At 62.2% G+C, this 19429-nt stretch carries 18 protein-coding genes; 16 read left to right on the forward strand and 2 right to left on the reverse strand.

Annotated elements, in window-relative coordinates:
- The first annotated feature begins 195 nt into the window (after positions 1-195).
- From M3I56_RS19815 to M3I56_RS19835, 5 genes are all read left to right on the forward strand, one after another.
- Positions 196-432 carry a hypothetical protein gene (locus tag M3I56_RS19815; RefSeq protein ID WP_254355442.1) on the forward strand — a complete coding sequence of 79 codons (237 nt, stop codon included), beginning with the start codon at positions 196-198 and terminating at the stop codon, positions 430-432.
- Positions 433-560: 128 nt separating this feature from the next.
- Positions 561-1628, forward strand: a complete 1068-nt coding sequence (locus M3I56_RS19820; RefSeq protein WP_254355443.1) for a LacI family DNA-binding transcriptional regulator — start codon at positions 561-563, stop codon at positions 1626-1628.
- Positions 1629-1700: 72 nt separating this feature from the next.
- Positions 1701-2675, forward strand: coding sequence for a substrate-binding domain-containing protein (locus M3I56_RS19825; RefSeq protein ID WP_254355444.1), 975 nt, complete (start codon positions 1701-1703; stop codon positions 2673-2675).
- Positions 2676-4196 carry a sugar ABC transporter ATP-binding protein gene (locus tag M3I56_RS19830; RefSeq protein ID WP_254355445.1) on the forward strand — a complete coding sequence of 507 codons (1521 nt, stop codon included), beginning with the start codon at positions 2676-2678 and terminating at the stop codon, positions 4194-4196. It abuts the gene before it with no gap.
- A gap of 24 nt (positions 4197-4220) precedes the next feature.
- Positions 4221-5486, forward strand: a complete 1266-nt coding sequence (locus M3I56_RS19835) for an ABC transporter permease (protein WP_254355446.1) — start codon at positions 4221-4223, stop codon at positions 5484-5486.
- A gap of 76 nt (positions 5487-5562) precedes the next feature.
- On the opposite strand, the gene M3I56_RS19840 is transcribed toward M3I56_RS19835, so the two are convergent.
- Positions 5563-5853, reverse strand: a complete 291-nt coding sequence (locus M3I56_RS19840; RefSeq protein WP_254355447.1) for a BON domain-containing protein — start codon at positions 5851-5853, stop codon at positions 5563-5565.
- A gap of 857 nt (positions 5854-6710) precedes the next feature.
- Here M3I56_RS19840 and M3I56_RS19845 point away from each other — a divergent pair.
- The 10 genes from M3I56_RS19845 (at position 6711) to M3I56_RS19890 (ending at position 16753) form a co-directional block, all read left to right on the forward strand.
- Entirely contained in the window at positions 6711-7865 is a 1155-nt protein-coding gene (locus M3I56_RS19845; RefSeq protein WP_254355448.1) for a porin, read from the forward strand.
- Between the two features lie 212 nt (positions 7866-8077).
- Positions 8078-9169 carry a LacI family DNA-binding transcriptional regulator gene (locus tag M3I56_RS19850; RefSeq protein WP_254355449.1) on the forward strand — a complete coding sequence of 364 codons (1092 nt, stop codon included), beginning with the start codon at positions 8078-8080 and terminating at the stop codon, positions 9167-9169.
- 175 nt (positions 9170-9344) lie between these two features.
- On the forward strand, positions 9345-10592 hold the full coding sequence (locus M3I56_RS19855; RefSeq protein ID WP_254355450.1) for an ABC transporter substrate-binding protein: 1248 nt from the start codon (positions 9345-9347) through the stop codon (positions 10590-10592).
- A gap of 106 nt (positions 10593-10698) precedes the next feature.
- Entirely contained in the window at positions 10699-11724 is a 1026-nt protein-coding gene (locus tag M3I56_RS19860) for a carbohydrate ABC transporter permease (protein ID WP_254355451.1), read from the forward strand.
- Positions 11721-12551: a carbohydrate ABC transporter permease gene (locus tag M3I56_RS19865; protein WP_254355452.1), complete on the forward strand. Its 831-nt coding sequence runs from the start codon at positions 11721-11723 to the stop codon at positions 12549-12551. The genes M3I56_RS19860 and M3I56_RS19865 overlap by 4 nt, the downstream gene beginning before the upstream one ends.
- Before the next feature lie 68 nt (positions 12552-12619).
- Entirely contained in the window at positions 12620-13957 is a 1338-nt protein-coding gene (locus tag M3I56_RS19870) for a GH1 family beta-glucosidase (protein WP_254355453.1), read from the forward strand.
- A 96-nt stretch (positions 13958-14053) separates the two neighbouring features.
- A complete protein-coding gene (locus tag M3I56_RS19875) occupies positions 14054-15184 on the forward strand; it encodes an ABC transporter ATP-binding protein (protein WP_254355454.1) in 1131 nt (376 codons plus the stop codon).
- A 30-nt stretch (positions 15185-15214) separates the two neighbouring features.
- Complete coding sequence (locus M3I56_RS19880) at positions 15215-15424, forward strand: hypothetical protein (RefSeq protein ID WP_254355455.1); 210 nt, start codon at positions 15215-15217, stop codon at positions 15422-15424.
- 709 nt (positions 15425-16133) lie between these two features.
- The gene (locus M3I56_RS19885; RefSeq protein ID WP_069262207.1) at positions 16134-16364 is read left to right on the forward strand and encodes a type II toxin-antitoxin system Phd/YefM family antitoxin; all 231 of its coding nucleotides are present in this window, start codon (positions 16134-16136) and stop codon (positions 16362-16364) included.
- Positions 16364-16753, forward strand: coding sequence for a type II toxin-antitoxin system VapC family toxin (locus M3I56_RS19890; protein WP_028204693.1), 390 nt, complete (start codon positions 16364-16366; stop codon positions 16751-16753). Before M3I56_RS19885 ends, M3I56_RS19890 begins: the two co-directional genes overlap by 1 nt.
- Here the strand turns inward: M3I56_RS19890 and M3I56_RS19895 are convergent.
- Complete coding sequence (locus M3I56_RS19895) at positions 16732-17781, reverse strand: LacI family DNA-binding transcriptional regulator (protein ID WP_254355456.1); 1050 nt, start codon at positions 17779-17781, stop codon at positions 16732-16734. The two genes, M3I56_RS19890 and M3I56_RS19895, sit on opposite strands and share 22 nt — an antisense overlap.
- Before the next feature lie 313 nt (positions 17782-18094).
- On the opposite strand from M3I56_RS19895, the gene M3I56_RS19900 reads away from it, so the two are divergent.
- Complete coding sequence (locus M3I56_RS19900; RefSeq protein WP_254355457.1) at positions 18095-19390, forward strand: extracellular solute-binding protein; 1296 nt, start codon at positions 18095-18097, stop codon at positions 19388-19390.
- The last annotated feature ends 39 nt before the right edge of the window (positions 19391-19429 follow it).

Consider the following 19429-nt stretch of genomic DNA (forward strand, 5'->3'; position numbering starts at 1 on the left):
GGCCGCATTTGATTTATTCGCTTTTGCATAAAACAGGGAGATGGCATGCGACAAATATTCTGGTTCTTAACGAACTCAATTCGGCTATTGATAGCCTGTCAGGCAAGCAAGGTGTGTGCACAGCTCCGTGCGATTGCGGCGGGGCCAATGGTACGCTTGGGCTTCTCGAGATCACGTGGCTGGAGATTGCCTATCATGAAGCGCTTGTGCTGCGCAGCGTTCCTCGCCTTGCTCGTTGCCGGTTGTGCTTCGCCGTCGCCACCGCCCGCTGCCGACACTAACAGCTACATGCTGCACACCCCCGATGGCGCGAAGCCCGGTTCCCCCACCTCGAAGCCGCCGAGGCTCACCGTGGGCGTTAGCGATCCCGACACGCAACTGATTCTTCCGTGGTTCCTCAACGACATCATCAACTTCGTGAATTACCGCTAGTCCGCACTCTCTCTCCCAGCGACCCGGAAAAACCCTCCCTTGAAGCCTGAAAAACCATTTCCTACTCTATGAAACGTTTCAGTTCGGGCGGGTAACCTCAGCGTATCTCGTCGGGCGGACAGACCAGCATGGACGACCGCAAGAAAAGTGCCAGTACACTCAAGGACGTCGCGAATGCGGCGGGAGTCTCGCTGGGCACGGCGTCGAAGGTGCTCGCGGGCGCCGCAAACGTGAGCGAAGCGCGCCAGCGCCAGGTCTGGGAAGCGGCCCGCAAGCTCGGATACCGGCGCAACAGTCTGGCCGCCGAATTGCGCAGTTGCCGCTCCACGTCGATCGGCTTTGTCGTGCCCGACCTGACCAATTCGTTCTTCATCGAACTGGTCTGCGCGCTCGAAGACCATGCCCTCGAATCCGGTTACCGGCTCATCCTCGCGCATGCCCAGGAGGACCCGGAGCGCGAAGCGGAACGCATCCGCTTCGTCCTCTCGCGCCAGGTGGCGGGCATGATCATCATTCCATGCCACGGCTACGAGCACGCGATCAGCGAACTGCGCGAATGCGACGTGCCGCTCGTCATGGCCGATCGCGTGGACAGCAGTTTTCCCGCCAACACGGTCACGACCGACAGTCATCGCGCGGCGATGGACGGCACCGCGCATCTGATCGCGCTTGGTCACCGCCGCATCACGTTCATCGTCAATGCGCTCGACCTCGTAAACAGCCGCGAGCGGGCCCAGGGCTACCAGGACGCGATGCAGCGCGCCGGGCTGGCGCAGCACGCCAACGTCGTGGTGTGCGGCATGAGCGATACCGAAAGCCACGCGACGACGCTTGGCGTGCTCGCCGCGCGCGAGCGCCCCACGGCGCTCTTCACGGGCGCGAACGTCGCGACGCTCGGCGCGCTGCGGGCGATCCGCGACGCGGGCCTGCAGTTGCCGGACGACATCTCGCTGCTTTCCTTTGACGACGCGCCGTGGATGTCGGTGCTGCGTCCCGGCATCAGTTCGATTCGTCAACCCGCCGAGGCGATAGCCCGCGGTATCTGGCATCTCCTGCACAAGCAGTTGCTGGGCGAAAACCCGGAGATCGTGCACCTGCGCATGCGTGCCGACCTGCGTGTGCGCGACAGCACGGGCCCGGTCCGGTATGACGAATGGGGCGAAGCGGCGCGTGCCGCCGCCGCGCCGCCGCTATAACGTTTTATTTTTTGCAGCACCCGAGGCCGGCCACACGCGCCGCCCGGTTCAGACAACAAAGGAGACAGGGCAATGGACAGTCAACGACGCATTCTCATTGCGGGTCTGGTCGCCGTGCCGCTCGCCGGCGCAGCGGGTCTTCTCGGGACGCTCAGCGCGCCCGCGTTCGGGCAGCAAAAGAAATACCGCTTTGGCTTCTCGCAGGTGACTACGGTCGAGCCCTGGCGCGTACAGTTCAACAAGGACATGAAAGCCGAGGCAGGCAAGCATCCCGAGGTCGATCTGATCATTGCCGACGCCGGCGACCGCACCGACAAGCAGAATGCCGACATGGAGAATTTCATTGCCCAGAAGATGGATGCGATCTTCATTTCGCCGAAGGAGTCGGCGGGGCTCACTGGCGTGGTGGAAAAGGCCTATAAGGCGGGTATTCCCGTGTTCGTGCTCGACCGCGAGGTGAACGGCGAATCCTATACGCAGTTCATCGGCGGCGACAACGTGCAGATCGGCAGCGAAGCCGGAACCTTCATCGTCAAGCTGATGGGTGGCCCGGGTCATGCGCAGGGCAATCTCGTCGAGGTCTGGGGCGGCTTCGGTGCGCAACCGGCTCACGACCGCCACGATGGTGCGGCGAGCGTGATCGGCAAGGAGTCGGGCATCAAGCTCATAGGCGAACGCGTGGACTGCGACTGGAAGCAGGACAAGGCCTACGAGTACATGAAGACGGTGTTGCGCGTGAATCCGAAAATCGATGTGGTCTACGGGCACAACGATCCCATGGCCTACGGCGCTTATCTCGCGGCCAAGGATGCGGGGCGCGACAAGAGCATCAAGTTCGTGGGCATCGACGGCTTGCCACAGGAGGGCGCGACCTGGGTCTCGCAAGGCCTGCTTGCCGGCACGTTCATGTACCCCACGCCCGGCGCCGAAGGCATACGCCAGGCGCTCAAGCTGCTGCACGGCGAAAAGATCCCGAAGAAGGTCACGTTGCCGACCCAGGGCATTTTTGCCGACAACGCCAAGGCGTATATTGCTAGCCACTCCTGAATGAATGCCACTGCCACCGCGCCGCTCATCGAGGCGGCAGGCCTGTCGATTTCGTTCAACGGCAGCGCCGTGTTGTCGAGCGTCGACTTCGATGTCGTGGCGGGGGAGGTGCATGCGCTTGTCGGCGAGAACGGCGCGGGCAAATCGAGCCTGATGAAGATGCTGGTCGGCCTCTATACGCCGGACAGCGGCACGATACGCGTGCGGGGCGTGCCCACGCGCCTCGCGAGCGTCAACGACGCGATCGATGCAGGGATCGCGGTCATTCATCAGGAACTGAACCTCGTCGATACGCTTTCCGCGGTCGACAACATATTCCTCGGCAAGGAACCGCGCACACGCTGGGGCTTTCCCGACCGGCGCGCCATGCGCACGGCTGCGCGCAACGTACTTGGCCAATTGGGTTTTCGTGCGAGTCCCGATACGCTGGTCGGCGCGCTGCGGGTGGGCGAAAAGCAACTGGTGGAAATTGCCAAGTCGCTGGTGGCTGAAGCTCGGGTCCTGATCATGGACGAGCCGACCTCGGCGCTCTCCGACGCGGAGACCCACGCGCTCCTCACGCTCACGCGGCAACTGCGCGAACGCGGCATGGGCATCGTGTTGATCAGCCATCGGCTGGGGGAAGTCTTCGCCGTGGCCGACCGCGTGACCGTGTTGCGCGACGGCCGGCGCATCTCGACGCTGCCGGTCGCGCAGGTGGAGTCCTCAACGGCGCTCGTCTCGATGATGATCGGCAAGGACTTCGCGCCGCCCGAGCGCGGCGCGGACGAAGCGCCGCGCGCTCGCAGCACGAGTGTGGAGGTGCGCAATCTCTCGCTGTGGGGACCGTCTCGCGCGATGGTGCGCGACGTGTCGTTTGCGGTGCGCGAGGGCGAAGTGTTCGGCCTCTCGGGTCTGCTCGGCGCGGGCAAGACCGAAGTGCTCGAAGCCATCTACGGGATTTCGGCCTACCGGCAGGAGGGTGCGATTGCCATTGCGGGGCAGCACCGGTCATTCAAATCGCCAAACGAAGCTGCGGAATCGGGCCTCGCTTTCGTGACCGAAGACCGCAAGAAGGATGGTCTTGTGCTCGATCAGTCGCTCGAAGCGAATTTCGTGCTGCCGTCGTTGCCGCGCGTGCCCGGCTTTCCGTTCTACCAGCGGCGCCGGCTGTGCGGCTGGGCCGCCGAACAGGCGCGGGCCTCGCGGGTCAAGCATCGCAGCCTCGCGCAAAGCGCCAATAGCCTGTCGGGCGGCAATCAGCAAAAGCTCATCATCGGCAAATGGTTGATGACGAAGCCGCGCATCCTGCTGCTCGACGAACCCACGCGCGGTGTGGACGTCGCCGCCAAGGCGGAGATATACCGCCAGATACTCGACGCGGCGCGCTCGGGCGTGACTGTGCTGATCGCCAGTTCGGAAATCGACGAATTGACCTTGCTGTGCGACCGCATTCTCGTGCTGTGCGAAGGGCGCGCCAAACAGGTCGTGCCTCGCAGCGATTTTTCCGGCGACCTGCTGATCAATCTCGCTTCGCCTTGAATCAATACTGACTGGAGACTGACCATGCTGCATGTGCAGGACCATGTCGCCGAGCCGGATGCGCCAACGCGCAGGCGTCAACTCAGCACGCTCATGACGCACCTGAAGTACTACCTGGGGCTGATCCTGCTGCTCGTGGTGGGCGCGTTCACCTCGCCTCACTCGACCGATGGCAGCAACATCTTTCTCTCCAGCGCCAATATCTCCGATGTGTTTCGCGAGGTCGCCAACGTTGGCGTGATGTCGATCGGCATGACGCTCGTGATCATCACCGCGGGCATCGATCTTTCCGTCGGGGCGATCATGGGGCTGGGCAGCGTGCTGACCGCCATGCTGCTGACCACGGAGGGGTGGAACCGGGCGACCGATGCCTCGCTCGTGCTCAACGCGATTGCCGTGTTCTCGAGCGTGTACATCGTGCTCGGTGCATGGCGCAAGCCGCAACGTTCGCATGGCGCGCATGCGGGCGCCGCGCGCGCGGTGCGCGGCGCCATTGCGCTGCTGTGCGCGGCGCTGGCGTGCCTGTATATCGCGTTGCACGCGGCGCACCGCATGCCGCTTGCAGGCGTGCTCTGGATCGTGCCGCTCGCGGGCTTCACGGTGGGCAGCATCAACGGATGGATCATCACGCGCGGGCGCATGCAGCCGTTCATCGTCACGCTCGCGGCGATGGTCGGCGTGCTCGGCGCCGCGCGGCTGATCGCCGGGCAGGACACCGCTGTCTATTCGATTTACAGCGGCACGAACGCGACCGCCGATATCGAGAATCTGCGCACGCTGCTGTTCAATCTGATTCCGGTTCCCGCGCTTTTCTTTCTCGTGATCGCGCTCGTATTCAGCTTCGTGATGAATCGCACGGTGTTCGGTAAATATCTGTATGCGATAGGCGGCAACGAGAAATGCGCCGTGGTTTCCGGGCTCGACGTCAATCGCTACAAGCTGATGGCCTACGCCATTTCAGGCCTGCTCTCGGCGCTGGTTGGCGTGCTCTATGCGGCGCAGTACCGCCAGGGGAAGGCCGATGCCGGGACCGGCTGGGAACTCGACGCGATTGCGGCCGTTGTGATTGGCGGGACGAGTCTGGCCGGCGGGGTTGGGCGCATATCGGGCACGGTGGCGGGCGTGCTCATATTCGGCTTTCTCGGCAACATCCTGTTGCTCAACGATATCGACAGCAATACCCAGCTGGTCCTCAAAGGCCTGATCATCGTGATTGCCGTGTTTCTGCAGCAGACCGACTATGGGCGCGGCGGCTGGATCAAACGAATGATTACGCGGCGCGATCAATAAACAAAAAACGAATAGCGTACGGCGCGCGTACGAAATAAACGTCGTGCGCGCGCCGTTTCATTCAAACTCGCGCATTTCAGCGTCCACGCGCAAGCCAACTGTCCACCGATTGCACGCCTTCGACCGAAGCCGCGCTGCGCTCGGCCAGCGCGACCTGCTCGTGCGCGTCTACCCATCCGAGCAGCGTGACGGTGCCTCCTCGAGCAAAGACAAATACATGAGAAGTGTTGACGCCATTGCGCGCGAAAGCGACCCGGACGTCGTGCGCGAGTTGCGAGTCGTTTGCCCCCGAGTCCTGAGCCTGAACGGCCGGCACCATGGTGCTGGAAATCAGTAGTGCGAGCGTGGAAGTGATGATGGCTTTCACGATACCTCCTTGCAGTGTGGCAGAAGTGCCGGTCAACTCCGGCAGCAAGTCTTCCGGTCCTCTTCAACGCAGGGCCGCGGAAGTCAGAGGGCAAACCAGCCCGCGCTGTGCGCGGCGTAGTCACCGCGATGGCGCGTCGAGGGTTTTGCCAGCCGGGTAGGGAACGGCGGTGCCGTCGCCCGGCGAAAGTTGCGCTGGTGCGTGCTGGTGCATTGCGTTCGGACGGGACGTCGCCGCGCGACGTGGCGGGGAACAGCGGGAGTCGAGGCGCGGGGTTTTGCGTGGCGCGATGGTCTGAAGCCGGAAAGCCCGCGGGACCGATTCGACGTCCCGCGCTGAATGCGCTTACCGGAGAATCTCAACTCGTTGCCCGGCAGGGTATACCTTGATCATAGTCGCTATTGCTGAGGCCTGCTGGTGACAGCGCTGTCAGCAGATCGGCAACGCTGCGGACACAACGGACAAAAAATTCTCGTGTCGTCGTTGCAACTTCACAACGTCAGGGCATCGCTTTTGAAAGCGCTGTCAAGCGCAATTTGGCCGAGGTAGCACGGGTGTTCGGTACATTTCCCTCGCTGCGCATATTTTCCCTCACGACCGCAAACGGAGTTGCGAGCTTTGTGACCATAACGGAATGGTCACAAAGCGGGGGCCTACCCCGGGCCCGCGCGGCGCGCAACTGTTATCGGTAACAGAGTTTTCCCTGGACTGCCGGTTCGATACACGGGGCAGGGGCGTCCCTATAATCGCCTCGAAATGTGATTCGGAACATTTCAGTGAGGCAGCCTGGTAGGGAACGTGTAGAGCGCACGCGACCTGCGCGGTTTGGAGACACCAAAATATATATAGGATAGCTAATGAAAAAGAAGCTTATTGCATTGTCGGTGATGGCAGCTGCGACGACGATGGCGCACGCGCAAAGCAGCGTCACACTGTATGGCCGTATCGACAACGGCGTGCAGTACGAAACCGGCCTGCCGGGTGGCAACAAGTTCTCGGCACAGAGCGGCGACTGGGGTTGCTCCTGGTTCGGCCTGCTGGGTTCGGAAGATCTCGGCGGTGGCACGAAGGCGGTGTTCCAGCTGGAAGGCCAGCTCAATACGATGACGGGGGCTTCGGCGGGCAACCTGTTCGGTCGTCACGCCACGGTGGGTTTCAGCAACGACCGTTTCGGTCTGTTCAAGATGGGTAATCTCGGCGCCGGCGAACTTTCGCAGGACAGCTGGGGCGCGGACCCGCAGCTGATGCAGCGTTACGCCATCTCGACGCTGGTGCGCGGCCGCAACTGGGCCAGCACGACCAACGGCGCCGAGTATGATTCGCCCACGCTGTTCGGCGGCCTCGTGTTCAAGGGCCAGTATTCGCTGACCAACAACACGAGCTGGAACTCGGCGCCGGTCAACGCGCAGGGCGTGCCGACGGGCCAGGGCCGCACAAACGCGATCGAAGGCATCTATACGTGGGGCAGCGGCGACTTCCGCGTGATCTATGACGAAGTTCGCGGCGCAGATGGTTCGTTCAACAACGTGTATTCGGCTTCGCGCTCGATTCTCGCCGGCGGCACGTACGTGATCGGTCCGGTGAAGATTTATGCCGGCTACCAGCACCTGAGCGCACCGAGCGCCACCAACGCAAGCGTGGGCGTGACCGATGCGTCGCAGCCGGCTGGCGTGCGCGCACCGACGGCGGTGGACCACGAATGGATCGGCGCTGGCTGGCAGGTGAACGACGCTTCGGCAATCACGGCTGCTGTGTTCCACGCGAACGCGAACAACGGTAATGGCAACGCCACGCTGTTCACGCTCGGCACGACGTACAACCTCTCGAAGCGCACGTTCCTGTACGCGGAAGCGGGCTACGTACACAACAGCTCGACGTCGAACATCAACCTCGGCAATGGTTCGTACGGCAACAACAACTTCGACGCGACGACGGGCACGTCGTCGAACGACAACCCGAACTACGGTCACAGCCAGACCGGCGTGTTCGCGGGCATCATGCACATGTTCTGATTTGACTTCGTGTGACCTGTAGTTGTTGTGATCTCTTTGTGTTAGGTACTGCTTAATTCTCTTTCATAGAGAGGCTGGTGCGATCTCTCCTCCACCCTGGTCGCACCGGCTGCTTTTTCTGCGGTTTTTCTGTTAGTCACTTCGAATTCGTATCTGGAAGCGCTTTTTTCAGTGTTTGAAAGCGCTTTCATGAAAATGTTCAGGCGGAACTCATGACCGATGGCACCAAGGAAGCACCCGGCACGCCCGGTGTCCAGAGCGGACCCACTCCGGGTCCCAACGTGACGCTGGAAGAAATTGCGCGCGCTGCCGGCGTGTCTCCGAGCACGGTGTCGCGCATCCTGAACGGCACCGCGCGTGTTCTCCCCGAAAAGCAGCGCGCGGTGGAAGAGGCGATCGCGCGGTTCAACTATCGGCCCAACGTGCTGGCGCGCAGTCTTGCGAGCGGCCGGACCGAAACCATCGGCGTACTGACGCAGGCCGTGTCGAGTCCGTTTTACGCCGAGTGGCTGCGCGGTATCGAAGAGGCGCTTTCCGAGCCAGGCTTCACGCCGATTTTCGTGAGCAGCCGCTGGAATGTGGTCGACGAAAAAGCGCGCCTCGAAGAATTCATCGCGCGCCGCGTGGACGGCATCATTCTGTTGCACGCTCAACTCGACGAGCCGACGCTCACTGAATACTCGCGCTACGCGCCCATGCTGGTGCTTGGACGTTCGGTGCAAAACGGCACGGCGCTGGCGGGCCTGCCGATCGACAACCTGCAGGGCGCGCGCGACGCGACCCGTCATCTGATCGAGCAGGGCCACCGCGAGATCGCGTTCATTGCCGGCCCGAGCAGTCATGAGGACGCAATCGAGCGTCTCGACGGTTACCGTATCGCGCTGGAAGAGGCGGGCATCGGCTTCGACGCCGATCTGGTCGAGCAGGGCGATTACCTTGAAACAGGCGGGCTCGCGGCCATGGAGCGGCTGTTGGTGCGCCGGCCGTCGTTGAGCGCGGTGTTCTGCGCGAACGACCAGACCGCGTACGGCGCGCGTCTCGCGATGTTCCGCCGCGGCGTGCGCGTGCCCGAAGACGTGTCGCTGGTCGGCTTCGACGATCTGCCGACTTCTTCGTACATGACGCCGCCTCTCACGACGGTGCGCCAGCCGACCTATGAAATCGGCCGCCTCGCCGCGCAAGGCATCGTGCAGATGATCCGTAAGCAGCCCATCGCGCTGAGCCCCATTCCGCTCACGCTGGTGACGCGCGAGACGACGCGTCGCATCGGGCCGTCGTTGAGCCCGGGCGACAAGGGTGCATAAGGTTCGCGTCCAGATCGGGCCGTTTTTTTAGTTTTGCGGTGAAAGCGCTTTCAAACACCGGAAGCGCGGAAAGCAGGGCGTCAAGCACTGCGAATCAATACAACAGGGGAAGTAGTTCGTAGCAGCAGGGGAGCAATTGAACGTCACTCACAAACGTTTCACCAGGAGACATGTAATGAATTTCCGTTTTTCAGGCACTGCCGCTGCAGTTTTGCTCAGCCTGGCTACCGTGGCTGCGCATGCCAACACCACGCTGAATGTCGCGGTGTTTCCGAAGCTCGACCAGGAAATCAAGGACGCGATTCCCGCTTGGAAGAAGCTGCATCCGGACGTCGACATCAAGGTGTCGTCGCTTGCGATCGCCGATCACCACAACGCCATGACCACCGCGCTCGCAACGAGCTCGGACCTGCCCGACGTGATGGCCGTCGAAGTCGGCTTCATTGGCCGCTTTGCAGCGGGCGGTGGTCTCGAAAACCTGGCCAAGCCGCCCTATAGCGCCGGCCAGTACAAGAGCCAGTTCATCAACTACACGTTCGCGCAGGCGACCACGCAGGACGGCCAGATTGTGGGCATGCCGGGCGATATCGGCCCGGGCACGCTGTTCTACCGCAAGGACATTCTCGACAAGGCGGGCGTGACCGAAGCCGACCTGACCAAGTCGTGGGAGTCGTATCTCGCGGCCGGGCAGAAGATCAAGAAGGCGACGGGCGCGTATCTGATGGCGTCGTCGCGCGATATCGAAGACATCTATATTCGCGCCGACCTGAAGGAAGGCGACGGCGTGTACTTCGACAAGGCCGGCAATCCGGTCGTGACGTCGCCGCGTTTCGTTAAGGCATTCGAGCTGGCGAAGAAAGCGCGCGATCTCGGTCTCGACGCGAAGATCACGCCGTGGTCGAACGAGTGGGCCGAAAGCTTCAAGCGCGGCACGGTCGCCACGCAAATGATGGGCGCATGGCTCGGCGGCCACCTCTCGTCGTGGATCGCACCGGATACGAAGGGCCTGTGGCGCGCAACGAATCTGCCCGACGGCGCTTATGCGTCGTTCGGCGGCACGTTCTGGTCGATTCCGGTGAAGGCTACGCAAAAGCAGCTGTCGTGGGAATTCATCAAGTTCCTGACGACGCGTCCGGACGAGCAACTCGCTTCGTTCCGCTCGATCGACGCCTTCCCGGCGCTGCTTTCCGCGCAGCACGACGACTTCTTCGCGCAGCCCGTGGCGTTCCTCGGCAACGAGAAGGCTCGCCTGATCTGGCGCGATGCGGCCTCGCACATCCCGGCGATCCAGCGCAGCAAGTATGACCAGGTTGCCGAAGAGGCGGTCCACTCGGCGCTCGACAAGGTGGTCGACAGTAACGAGGACATCCACCAGGCGCTGCAGGAAGCCCAGGCTGAGATCACGCATCGTATCCGCCGTTAAGCGGTTCTGATGAAACGGCGCGGCACGCATCGCCGCGCTTTGAAGCCCGCTGCAACAGCGTGGCCGGTCGCCCCGGCCGGCCACGCCCGAATGGACGGAACTATCGATGAACTCTCCTCTGCCCACAACTGAACAGGTCTCCCGGGAAGGGCTCGTGCGCGATACGCTCGCGCCGCTCGCCCACGCTCGTGGCAAACCGCGGCTCAATCCGGTCAAGATTGCGCCGTACCTGTTTCTCGCACCGTTTTTCCTGCTGTTCGCGGTGTTCCTGGCCTTTCCGCTGCTGTTTTCGCTGTATCTCTCGTTCCAGAGCTGGGACGCGACAGCGGGACTGGCGAGCATGAAGTGGGTGGGCCTGTCGAACTTTACGTTCACGCTGACTGACCCGTGGTACTGGAAATCGCTCTACAACACGGCTTCGATGGCGGTCATGTCCGGCGTGCCGCAGCACCTCATTGCGCTGCCGCTGGCGTTCTTTCTGCAAACCGCATTTCGCCGCTGGCGCAATTTTGTGGTCGGGCTGTATTTTCTGCCCTTCATCACGTCGAGCGTGGCAATCGCGCTGATTTTTTCGTCGCTGTATTCGACCGACTTCGGAATGATCAATCTCGCCATTGTCGAGATCGGCAAGATTCCGGGGCTGCACTGGATCGTGCCTTCGAAACCGATCGAGTGGCTGTATAACCCGGCGAACGTGAAGCCGGCGGTTTCCGTCGTCGTGTTCTGGCGCTACGTGGGCTGGAATACGGTGCTCTATCTGTCCGCGCTGCAAACCATTCCGAAGGACATTTACGAAGCGGCGCGCATTGACGGCGCCAATGGCTGGCAACAGTTCACGCGCATCACGATTCCGCTTCTCAAGCCGATGATTTTCTTCGCGGTCACGCTTTCGATCATCGGTGGGCTGCAACTGTTCGAAGAGCCGTTCATCCTGCTCCCGAACGAAGGCATGGGGACGAGCCAGTCCGGCCTGACCACGGCTGTCTACATGTATCGCACGGCATTCCATGACGGCGACTTCGGCACGGCCAGTTCGATTGCGTGGTTGCTCTTTATCACGATTTCCGCGCTGATGTGGCTCAACACGCGCATTTTCCACCGCAGCGGCATGAAAGAAGAGGCACAGCGATGAAACTGTCGAAAAACAAGGCGCGTTATACGGGTTACGCCGTCGTGCTGGCGGGCGCGGTGCTGATGTTCTCTCCGTTCTGGTTCATGTTCGTCTTCGCCACGCATACGAGTTCCGAGATTTTCTCGATGCCGCCGCCGCTGTGGTTCGGCAACGCGTTTCTCGACAACATGGCGTCGCTCATGCATCACATTCCGTTCTGGCGCAACCTCGGCTGGAGTTTCTACACGGCCACGATCCAGACCGTGCTGACGCTGCTCGTCACCTCGATGGCCGGCTACGCGTTTGCGATGTATGAGTTCCGCTTCAAGAAAACGCTCTTTGCCGTTGCGCTCACGGCCATGCTGGTGCCTCCGTTCCTCAGCATGATCCCGACCTTCATGACGATGAACCTGCTCGGCTGGATCAATCAGCCACGCGCGCTGTATGTGCCCGGCGCGGCTGCCGCGCTCGGCGTGTTCCTCATGCGCCAGTACATCGCGTCAGCCATTCCGTCTGACCTGATCGAGGCGGCGCGCATCGACGGCTGCGGCGAGTTCCGCATCTACTGGAGCATCGTGCTGCCGCTGCTCGGGCCGGCACTGGGCACGCTTGGGCTCATCAGCTTCATTCAGGCCTGGAATAACTTTCTCTCTGCGCTCGTGGTGCTGCGTTCGCCTTCGATGTATACGCTGCCCCTCGCGCTGCGCATTTTGCAAAGCCCCACTAATTCGGACTGGGGCGCGGTGATGGCCGGCTCCGCGGTCGCCGTGGTGCCGTTGCTGGTGCTGTTCGCTTTCACCTCGCGGCGCTTGATCGACGGTTTGACGACCGGCGCCGTCAAGGCCTGAGTTTCTCTACATTCATTTCGTGTCCACTCACGCAAAAGCGGGTACGACTAATAAGGATACCTATCGTTATGTCGACGTTTCGATTCAAGGAAGACTTCGTCTGGGGCGTGGCCACCAGTTCGTATCAGATCGAAGGCGCAGCCCGTGAAGACGGTCGTGGCGAGTCGATCTGGGATACGTTCTGCCGCGTGCCCGGCAAGGTCGTGAAAGGCGAGAGCGGCGACGTGGCCTGCGATCACTACCATCGCTTCGAGGAAGATCTCGATCTGATGGCGCAAATGGGCGTCAATGCCTATCGCTTTTCGATTGCGTGGCCGCGCGTGCAGCCGGATGGTCGCGGCGCGTACAACGAAAAGGGCCTCGCGTTCTACGAGCGTCTGGTCGACGGCTTGCTCGAGCGCGGCATCCAGCCGTTCGCGACGCTGTATCACTGGGACTTGCCGCAAGCGTTGCAAACGGAGCAGAACGGCTGGGAAAGCCGCGATACGGCGTATCGTTTCGCCGACTACGCCCGCAAGATCGGCAGCGTGCTGGGCGACCGCGTGGCTTCGATCGCGACGCACAACGAGCCCTGGTGTACCGCATGGCTCGGCAACGCAACGGGCTACTTCGCACCGGGCAACGCCGACCTGAAGAAGGCGGCACACGTGGCGCATCATCTGCTGCTTTCGCATGGCCTTGCCGTCCAGGCCATGCGCGCCGATGGCGTGAAGGCGCCGCTCGGCATCGTGCTCAACCAGTCGCCGGCACACGGGGCGACCGACGCGCCCGAGGATCTTGTTGCCGCATCGCTCGAATACGCGAAGTTCGTGCGCTGGTACATGGACCCGATCTTCAAGGGCGAGTATCCGGCCGAAGCGCTGCAATGGTATGGCGCGAACGGTCCGCAAGAGGTGATTCTCGAGGGCGACTTCGGCATCATCGGCGCGCCGCTCGACTTCCTCGGCATCAACTACTACACGCGAATTTTCGCGAGCGCTTCGGGCAACAAGCGTCCGCCGGGCGTGCACGGCTTTACGGACATGGACTGGGAAGTCTATCCGGAAGGCCTGACTGAGCTGCTCACGAAGCTCAATGCCGAGTACAAGCTGCCGCCGATTTTCATCACCGAGAACGGCTGCGCGTCGAAAGACGTGCTCGAAAACGGCCGTGTGCAGGACACCGACCGCATCCACTTCCTCGATCTGCACCTGGCCGCACTGTCCGAGGCCGCGCGACAGGGTGTGGACGTAGCCGGCTATTTCGCATGGAGCATGCTGGACAATTTCGAATGGGCGTCCGGCTACGACAAGCGTTTCGGCATGGTGTACGTCGACTACGAGACCCAGAAGCGCACGCTGAAGGACAGCGCACACTGGTATAGCGAGGTCATCGCGGAGCATGCCGCCGCCGAGGCCGCGCGCTAACGCGGGCACACAGACCGCACCGTAACCCGCGCGAAGAGGGCAGACACGCCAACCTCGCGCGGGACGACAAGCAAGAGCACCAAGGAGGACGTAACAATGGGCGAACTCGTATTGCGCAACGTCGTGAAGACGTATGGCGAAGGTCCGCAGATCATTCAGGGCATCGATCTTCATATTCCCGACGGACAGTTCACGGTATTCGTCGGGCCGTCGGGTTGCGGCAAGTCGACCATGCTGCGCATGATCGCCGGGCTCGAGGAAGTGAGCGGCGGCGACATTCTGATCGACGGCATACGCGTGAACGATCTGCAGCCAGTGGATCGCGGCGTGTCGATGGTGTTCCAGAGCTACGCGCTCTACCCGCATATGACGGTTGCGGAGAACATGGGCTTTTCGCTGAAGCTCTCGGGCAAATCGAAGCGCGAAGTGCGCGAGGTCGTGGGCCGCACTGCCGAAATCCTGCAAATCACGCACCTGCTCGAGCGCAAGCCCAAGGCGCTCTCGGGCGGCCAGCGGCAGCGCGTTGCGATTGGCCGCGCGATCGTGCGCAAGCCGCGTGTGTTTCTGTTCGACGAGCCGCTGTCGAATCTCGATGCGGCGCTGCGCGTGCAGATGCGTATCGAGCTTGCGAAGCTGCACCGCGAACTCGGCACGACGATGATTTACGTCACGCACGATCAGGTCGAGGCGATGACGCTCGGCGAGCAGATCGTGGTGTTCAACAAGGGAAACATCGAGCAGACGGGTGCGCCGCTCGATCTGTACGACCGGCCCGCGAACCGCTTTGTCGGCGGATTTATCGGCTCGCCGCAAATGAACATGCTCGGCGCCACGGTCGTGTCGCAAAACGGCCTGCAAACCGTCCTCGCGCTTGCGGGTGCGAGCCACCGTATCGCGTTGTCGGGCCGCCCGGATCGTGCACTCAACGGCGAATTGACCCTGGGCGTGCGCGCCGAACACCTGAGCATCGGCCTTGCGGACGAAGGCATCGCAGCGCGCGTGGAGCTGGTCGAACATCTGGGCGACGTGTCGATCCTGCACGCGCGCCTCGACGGCGTGGCGCATGCCATTGCGCTCAAGCTCGACAAGAAGGACGCGCAATACGAGCCGGGCGCGCGCGTCGGCATCAAGGTGGCCTCGTCCGCGCTCACGCTGTTCGATGCGAAGGGCGCGGCGGTGGCGTTCGAGCGCCCCGAAGTGGGAGAAAACGCTCGAGCCGTCGTTTGACGTGCCGGTTTGCGTTGGGGGAAGAGTGCCATGGCGAACAAAGGGGCGAAGGCCGATTTCGCGTCCGCTGCCAATGCGCTGACCGGGCAGGCCCCGATGTCAGCTGAAACGCGCGATGTGACGGACAGGGAACGCGAGCCGCAATGCAACCGCCAGGAGAAACGGCGCGAGCCGCTGCATGCGTTCATCGTCCATTTCGATGCGGAGCCTTCGTCGAAGCCGCCGGATGATCCGGACTAGCGAATGTGACGATATGGGGGCAGGGATGATTACGAGTGTCGCGAATGGGCGTTACGACTTTTCTTACCGCACATTTAACGTTAGCCAGAACGGTACTTTTTTGCAGTACCCTGTTGCCAGCTTGCCAGGCGCTCTTTCCTTGCTAGACCGGGCTCCGGCTGGGTTTACGCGGACTCTGCGTCAAATCCCCAAGCCCAGGTAAACCACGCATGGCGGCGCGCGAACGAGGCATTTAACATGAATTAACGTTAAGGATAACGTTATTATGTTTCTGCTTAATCGACGGTCTGCAGCAAGGGCAATCATCTCCCCCAACGCTCCGCTTTCCTGCGGCAGCGTCCGTATCGGCAAGCGAAGCGTACACCGCTACTCGCGCATATCCGCCAGCAAGCAACACACCCTGTTGTCGTGCCACGCGGGTCGCTCGATCGCAACTCGGGCTGCTTGACGGGTATTCGCCAGACAGATCGATTATATGAAAGCGCAAGGGCCGCGGGGCGGATTCGGGCGAAACATGTTACCGGTAAAAACCCGCAGTCCGTTCTTGCGGGAGTGCCGGATACCCCGCTGCCGGAGCGTAGTTCAGGTAGCAAACCGTTGGGCAACGCCGATAAAGAGTCATTGGGGCGCGAAGCGCAGGAATTTCGTTGCATGCGCAACGACCCGATGCGATAAAAATCCGATAGAATTTTGATGGGTGGAGAGCGTCATGGAAAAGCGAGTATCCAAAGCCATTTTCAAGTCCCGCGCCTGCGAGCTGTTCCGCCAGGTCGAAACGCTGGGCGAAACCGTCGTCGTGACGGACCGGGGACAACCCACCATTGAAATCCGGCCGTATCGCAGCAAGACGGAGAATCCGCTCGAGCTGCTGCGTGCGTCGATCACGCATTTCAACCTCAAGCACGCGCTTGCACCGGTTCCCGCCGAGCAGGAAGAGTAATGATCACGCTCGACACGCTTGCGCTCGTGTGCTGGCTCGGCAGGCAGAAAGCGCTGAGTCAGGCCGCGCACGATGCGATCGACCGTGAACTCGACGGCGGCGAGATCCTCATTTCGGCCATCAGCGCGCTCGAAATCGCGGAGTTCGTGAAGGCCGGCAGCCTCGGGCTCACCATGGACGCCCGTAGCTGGCTCTCCACGTTTCTGAAGCTGGATGGCGTGCGCCTGATTCCGGTCGATTCCGAAATTGCGTTCCGGGCGGCGACGCTGCCGCCCGCGCTCACTTCGCATCAGAGGCTGATCGTCGCGACCGCCCGCACGCACGGCGGCGCGCTCGTGACCTCCGATGCGAAGGTGCGCGCCTCGACTTACGTCGAAACGATCTGGTGACGCGAGCGGCGGTGCCGCGCTCGCATCGGTCCGGTCGAGTCGCGCACCACCAGCTCGGCAGGCAGCGTGATGCGCTGCGAAGCGGCGTCGATGCCGGCGATCTGCGCGAGCAGCGTATTGACGGCCGAACGCGCCATTTGCTGGAACGGCTGGCGAATCGTAGTGAGGGCAGGATGAAACTGCTCGGACATGGGAATGTCGTCGAATCCGATCACGGAAATGTCGTCGGGCACGCGCAGGCCCGCTTCCCTGACGGCGGCGATCACGCCGAACGCGCTCTGGTCGTTGGCCGTGAAGATCGCGGTGGGCGGATCGGAGAGATTGAGCAGGTCGAACGTGACGTCGAACGCCATCATTTGCGAGAGATCGCCGGCGGCGATCAGCGCGTCTTCGCGCGGCAGGCCGAGTTTGGCGAGCGTGTCGCGATAGCCGCGCTGGCGGTCGCGCACGCCTTCGATGGTTTCGTCGCCGGCGAGAAACGCAATGCGCTTGTGGCCGAGCTCCGCGAGATGCTCGACCGCGAGGCAGGCGCCGCCGTAATTGTCGACGGATACCGAAGGAAAGCCAGTGAGCGTGCCGCGCTGATCGACCACCACCACGGGCACTTTGGCCGTGGCGAGTGCTTCGAGGCAGAGCGACTCGCGCGGCAGGATGGCGAGAATGCCGTCGGAAAATTGCTGGATCAACCCGAGCAGGTCGTGATGCGTATGGCGGTCTTCGTCGAACACGGTGTACACGAGCATTTCCATGCCCGCGCCGCGTGCCGCGCGGCCCGCGCCGAGCACCAGTTCGCTCGAGAACTGCGTGTCGAGCGTGGGCGTGATGATGCCGATGATGCCGTTGCGGCCGCCCGAGAGTTTCTGCGCGGTGCGGTTCACGACATAGCCGATGTCCGAAGCGATTCTCAGCACTTCGTCGCGCGTTTCGCGCGACACGCCCGGGCGTCCGTTGAGCGCGCGCGAGGCGGTCATCTGCGACACCCCGGCAAGCTTGGCGACGTGCTCAAGCGTGGGAGTTTGCCTTGCCATGCGTGGTGTGGGCTTACGAGAGGTCATGTCTGCGAAGACTCGCTCGTGACTCGCTGGTTACTCCGCGGATGGGTCGCTCGTCACGTTAGCGATACCGTTTATGTGCTGGCTATTCTAGCAGATGCGCCGCTGTTCAACCGTTCCCACGCGCACCAACCTTGCGCAGGGCGCAAGCTCGGGCGGGGGGCTCACCAGGAAAATCCCGCATAGCCGTAGTTCAGGTCTCGGATTAACATCCATTAACGTTAAGGCTAACGTTAAACCCGCAGATAGCTCAGATAGCTCTCAAAATTCCATAAGAGGGGACACAAACATGGCGTACCCAGGTTTCTCCAAGGCGCGGGCGATTGTCGGCGCCACGGCACTGCTGTTTTCACTGTCTGCAGTCGTATCGAACGCCCTTGCAGCGGAATCGAAAACGATCACGGAATGGGATCAGCAGACCAATGCGTCGTCGAGCAAGATCATCCGCGACGCCTCGGACCGCTTCGAGAAGGCGGACCCGGGCTACAAGGTCGAGAATTCGCACGTCCTGAACGAGGCCTACAAGACGAAGCTGAAGGTGGCGTTCGGTGCGAACCAGCCGCCGTGCGTGTTCGAGAACTGGGGCGGCGGCGGCCTGCAGGAGTATGTGAAATCCGGTCAGATCGTCGACCTCACGCCGTACCTGAACAAGGACCCGGCGTATCGCAACCGCTTCATGCAGTCGTCGTGGAGCGTCACGACGTACGGCGGCAAGACCTACGGTGTGGCGGCCGAAAACGCGGCGGCCGCGGTGATTTTCTACAACAAGGAATTGTTCAAGAAGTACGGCATCACGCCGCCCAGGACGTGGGATGAACTGATGCACGTCGTGGACGTGCTGAAGTCGCACGGCGTGGCAGCGTTCTCGCTCGCGAACAAGAACAAGTGGACGGGGTCGATGTACTACATGTACCTCGTCGACCGTATCGGTGGTCCGCAAGTCGTGAGCGACGCGATCGCAGGCAAGGGCAAGGGCTTCGAAGATCCGGCATTCGTCGAAGCCGGCAAGCGTATCCAGGAACTCGTGAAGGCTGGCGCGTTCGCGCCGGGCATCAACGGCCTCGATTACGACTCGGGGGCTTCGCGCCGTCTGCTGTATTCGGGCAAGGCCGCAATGGAACTGATGGGCGCCTGGGAAGCTTCGACGATCGCGAACGAAGATCCGGCGTTCTCGAAGGATCTCGACTTCTTCCCGTTCCCGAGCGTGCCGGGCGGCAAGGGCGACCCGCGCGACCTGATCGGCACGGTGGGCGATGGCTTCCTGAGCATCTCGACCGAGTGCAAGACGCCCGACGCCGCATTCAAGCTGATCCAGGCGCTGACCGACGACCAGGCGATGCAGGCACGCGCGTCGGATGACCACAAGCTCCCGCCGGTCAACAACGTCAAGATCGACGATCCGTTCACGCAGCGTCTGCAGCAGCTGCTCGCCGCGGCGCCGAGCGTGCAGCTCTGGTACGACCAGGCCCTGCCGCCGGCCTTGGGCGAACTGCACAAGGACACGACGCAGGCGCTGTTCGGTCTGTCGGTGACGCCTGAGGCGGCCGCGCAGCAAATGGAAGCCGCTTCGAAGAAGGGCGGTTGATCTCCAGCACTCAGGAAAAGTCCGGCTGGCGCCGCAAGG

The organism is Paraburkholderia sp. CNPSo 3281 (assembly GCF_024206515.1).
GTDB lineage: Bacteria > Pseudomonadota > Gammaproteobacteria > Burkholderiales > Burkholderiaceae > Paraburkholderia > Paraburkholderia nodosa.

Bases quoted from the DNA above. Each gene is read 5' to 3' on its own strand.
- M3I56_RS19900 (WP_254355457.1), top strand. From the start codon at position 18,095: ATGGCGTACCCAGGTTTCTCCAAGGCGCGGGCGATTGTCGGCGCCACG.
- M3I56_RS19845 (WP_254355448.1), top strand. From the start codon at position 6,711: ATGAAAAAGAAGCTTATTGCATTGTCGGTGATGGCAGCTGCGACGACG.
- M3I56_RS19890 (WP_028204693.1), top strand. From the start codon at position 16,364: ATGATCACGCTCGACACGCTTGCGCTCGTGTGCTGGCTCGGCAGGCAG.
- M3I56_RS19855 (WP_254355450.1), top strand. From the start codon at position 9,345: ATGAATTTCCGTTTTTCAGGCACTGCCGCTGCAGTTTTGCTCAGCCTG.
- M3I56_RS19895 (WP_254355456.1), bottom strand. From the start codon at position 17,781: ATGGCAAGGCAAACTCCCACGCTTGAGCACGTCGCCAAGCTTGCCGGG.
- M3I56_RS19815 (WP_254355442.1), top strand. From the start codon at position 196: ATGAAGCGCTTGTGCTGCGCAGCGTTCCTCGCCTTGCTCGTTGCCGGT.
- M3I56_RS19835 (WP_254355446.1), top strand. From the start codon at position 4,221: ATGCTGCATGTGCAGGACCATGTCGCCGAGCCGGATGCGCCAACGCGC.
- M3I56_RS19875 (WP_254355454.1), top strand. From the start codon at position 14,054: ATGGGCGAACTCGTATTGCGCAACGTCGTGAAGACGTATGGCGAAGGT.
- M3I56_RS19865 (WP_254355452.1), top strand. From the start codon at position 11,721: ATGAAACTGTCGAAAAACAAGGCGCGTTATACGGGTTACGCCGTCGTG.
- M3I56_RS19880 (WP_254355455.1), top strand. From the start codon at position 15,215: ATGGCGAACAAAGGGGCGAAGGCCGATTTCGCGTCCGCTGCCAATGCG.
- M3I56_RS19860 (WP_254355451.1), top strand. From the start codon at position 10,699: ATGAACTCTCCTCTGCCCACAACTGAACAGGTCTCCCGGGAAGGGCTC.
- M3I56_RS19885 (WP_069262207.1), top strand. From the start codon at position 16,134: ATGGAAAAGCGAGTATCCAAAGCCATTTTCAAGTCCCGCGCCTGCGAG.
- M3I56_RS19825 (WP_254355444.1), top strand. From the start codon at position 1,701: ATGGACAGTCAACGACGCATTCTCATTGCGGGTCTGGTCGCCGTGCCG.
- M3I56_RS19870 (WP_254355453.1), top strand. From the start codon at position 12,620: ATGTCGACGTTTCGATTCAAGGAAGACTTCGTCTGGGGCGTGGCCACC.
- M3I56_RS19850 (WP_254355449.1), top strand. From the start codon at position 8,078: ATGACCGATGGCACCAAGGAAGCACCCGGCACGCCCGGTGTCCAGAGC.
- M3I56_RS19830 (WP_254355445.1), top strand. From the start codon at position 2,676: ATGAATGCCACTGCCACCGCGCCGCTCATCGAGGCGGCAGGCCTGTCG.
- M3I56_RS19820 (WP_254355443.1), top strand. From the start codon at position 561: ATGGACGACCGCAAGAAAAGTGCCAGTACACTCAAGGACGTCGCGAAT.